Origin of the sequence: Acinetobacter sp. UBA2063 (assembly GCF_002333245.1) — a bacterium.
Lineage (GTDB): Bacteria > Pseudomonadota > Gammaproteobacteria > Pseudomonadales > Moraxellaceae > Acinetobacter > Acinetobacter parvus.
This window is the reverse complement of record NZ_DDAH01000079.1, coordinates 6620-10012: the sequence shown is the minus strand read 5'-3', so window position 1 is coordinate 10012 and position 3393 is coordinate 6620. Positions and strand designations below refer to the sequence as shown.

The window sequence follows — 3393 nt, the reverse complement described above, 5'->3', positions numbered from 1 at the left end:
ATTTCTTGAATAAGGAAAAAGAAAATGTAGAGTCAATCTTTACAGTTGCTGGTTTCTCATTCACAGGGGTAGGTCAAAACGCGGGTCTTGCCTTTATTAAATTAAAAGACTGGAGCGAGCGTACTTCACCTGAATCACAGATCGGTGCCATCATTCAACGTGGTATGGCATTGAACATGATTGTGAAAGATGCGTCTTACATCATGCCTTTACAATTACCAGCAATGCCTGAATTGGGCGTGGCTTCTGGTTTTGATATCCAGTTAAAAGATGTCAGCGGTCAAGGGCATGCAAAACTGATTGCTGCACGTAATGCGGTATTAGGTATGGCATCTCAGGACAAACGTCTTGCAGGTGTACGTCCAAATGGTCAAGAAGATACGCCGCAGTACCAGATCACCATTGACCAAGCGCAAGCAGGTGCAATGGGTGTCAGTATTGCAGATATTAACAGCACCATGAGCATGGCTTGGGGTGGTTCGTATATCAATGACTTCGTTGACCGTGGTCGTGTGAAAAAAGTTTATGTCCAAGGTGAGGCGGATACTCGCATGATGCCTGAAGACTTGAACAAGTGGTATGTGCGTAACAACAAAGGCGAAATGGTGCCGTTCTCTGGCTTTGCCAAAGGTGAATGGACTTATGGTTCACCTCGCCTAGAACGTTATAACGGCGTATCATCTGTCAACATTCAAGGTACTCCAGCACCGGGCGTCAGCTCTGGTGATGCAATGTTGGCGATGGAAGAAATCATTGGCAAGTTACCATCAATGGGCTTAGCAGGTTTCGACTACGAATGGACAGGTTTATCTTTAGAAGAGCGTGATTCTGGTAGCCAAACAGCGCCACTATTGGTTCTTTCACTCTTAATCGTGTTCTTGTGCCTTGCAGCACTCTATGAAAGCTGGTCAGTCCCTGTTTCTGTATTACTGGTTGTACCTTTAGGTATCGTCGGTGCATTTACATTGACATGGTTAGGCATGATTATTAAAGGTGATCCAAACTTATCCTTTAACATTTACTTCCAGGTTGCGATTGTTGCCGTAATTGGTCTATCTGCGAAGAATGCGATCTTGATCGTCGAATTTGCGAAAGAATTACAGGAACAAGGCGAAGAGCTATTTGAAGCAACCTTGCATGCTGCGAAAATGCGTCTACGTCCAATCATCATGACCACACTTGCATTCGGTTTCGGTGTTTTACCACTTGCGCTTGCAAGCGGTGCTGGCGCAGGTAGCCAACACTCAGTCGGTTATGGTGTACTGGGTGGTGTAATTTCTTCAACACTTTTAGGTATTTTCTTCATCCCTGTATTCTTCGTGTGGATTCGTAGTATCTTTAAGTACAAACCTAAAACTTTAAATACTCAGGAGCATTGATCGTGATGCAAACTGTATGGTCTATTTCCAGTCGTGGCATTGCAATCTCTGCACTCGCGCTCTCTTTGGCTGCCTGCCAAAGTATGCGCGGGCCAGAGCCTGTTGTGAACACAGCGATTCCTGAAAGCTTTGCGTCATATAGTAATGCTTCTGGAACTTCTATCGCAGAACAAGGCTACAAAGACTTCTTTGCGGACCCTCGTTTATTACAAGTGATTGATCTGGCACTTGCCAATAACCGTGACTTGCGTACAGCGGCGTTGAATATTCAAAAAGCTCAACAGCAGTACCAAATTTCAGAAAACAACCAATTACCAACGATTGGGGCAAGTGGTAGTGCGGTTCGCCAAGTCACGCCATCTCGTGATCCAAACAACCCCTACTCGACTTACCAAGTTGGCTTAGGTTTAACGGCTTACGAGTTAGATTTCTGGGGTCGAGTTCGTAGCTTGAAAGACGCTGCTTTAGATAGTTATCTTGCGACACAAAGTTCACGTGATGCAACTCAGATCAGCTTAATTGGACAAGTGACACAAGCATGGTTGAATTATTCATTCGCCAGTGCACAACTCAAACTTGCAGAGCAAACGCTCAAAGCACAGCAAGAGTCGTTTAACTTGAACAAAAAACGTTTCGATGTCGGAATTGATAGTGAGATTCCATTACGTCAGGCGCAAATTTCGGTTGAAACCGCACGTAATGATGTTGCCAACTACAAAACACAGATCGCACAAGCACAAAACTTGTTAAATTTACTTGTTGGTCAAACAGTTCCTCAAAACTTATTGCCACAACAGCAAATTTCTCAAATTACCAAACAAAGCGCTTTAAGTGCTGGTTTACCAAGTGACTTGCTCAATAATCGCCCAGATATCAAGGCGGCTGAATATCAACTCAGTGCCGCAGGTGCAAATATTGGTGCAGCCAAAGCACAACTTTACCCGACGATTAGCCTGACAGGTTCGGCAGGTTATGCTTCAACAGATTTGAGCAACCTTTTTAAGGCGGGTAATGCAGCTTGGTCAATTGGGCCAAATATTAGCTTGCCAATCTTCGATTGGGGTACACGTAAAGCCAACATCAAGATTTCAGAGACTGATCAGAAAATTGCCTTGGCAAACTATGAAAAGTCAGTTCAATCTGCTTTCCGTGAAGTGAATGATGCCTTGGCAACCCGTGCCAACATTGGTGATCGTTTAACCGCGCAACGCCGTTTAGTGGATGCAACCAACACTACCTATAAGCTGTCTAACGCCCGTTTCCGTGCAGGTATTGATAGTTATTTAACCGTGTTGGATGCCCAGCGTTCAGCGTATTCGGCTGAGCAAGGTTTACTGCTGTTACAGCAGGCAAACCTGAACAACCAAGTTGAGCTTTACAAAACATTGGGTGGCGGTTTAAAGACCAATACCAGTGATACAGTGACGCCTCAACCCTCTAGTGCTAAAATACATGCTGCACAATAAACCTTAATAAGATGTACTATCTATAGCCATCTCCCGAGATGGCTAGTTTATTTTGAGTCCGACTGAATAATAGTTTAACCCCAAATGATTGGCATATTGTGCCGCTTCGGCACGCGATGAAATTCCCAGTTTACAGGTTATTTCTATCACACCATTAAATAACCATCTCACTTTCAATCAAAATGGCTTGGTATATTCCCAAGCTATATTTATGAGAATTACCTTTTTAAGCTTTTCTCATCCCTCATGTTGTTTTATCTTTAATACAGTATTTTTATTCGAGATCAATATGTTACTCAGCAGCTTGGAATCTGTACCTGGTCATGAAATTTTACGTCAGCTTGATGTGGTGTATGGCAGCACTGTCCGCAGTAAGCACGTGGGTCGCGACCTGATGGCGGGTTTAAAAAATATTGTGGGCGGCGAATTGACAGGTTATACCGAACTTCTTGAGGAATCCCGTCAGGAAGCCACACAACGCATGATCGACAAGGCACGCGGTTTAGGTGCCAATGCGATTGTGGGGATTCGCTTTTCCACATCGAATA

General features: G+C 44.1%; 3 protein-coding genes. All 3 read left to right on the top strand.

Annotation, left to right across the window (positions count from 1 at the left end; all coding sequences use genetic code 11):
- A partial coding sequence (locus B4H32_RS03575; RefSeq protein WP_286800023.1) for an efflux RND transporter permease subunit occupies positions 1-1379 on the top strand: 1379 nt, incomplete at its 5' end.
- A 5-nt stretch (positions 1380-1384) separates the two neighbouring features.
- A complete protein-coding gene (gene adeK, locus B4H32_RS03570) occupies positions 1385-2845 on the top strand; it encodes a multidrug efflux RND transporter AdeIJK outer membrane channel subunit AdeK (RefSeq protein ID WP_286800024.1) in 1461 nt (486 codons plus the stop codon).
- 289 nt (positions 2846-3134) lie between these two features.
- The coding region (locus B4H32_RS03565) for a YbjQ family protein (RefSeq protein ID WP_286800021.1) at positions 3135-3393 on the top strand (259 nt) is incomplete at its 3' end.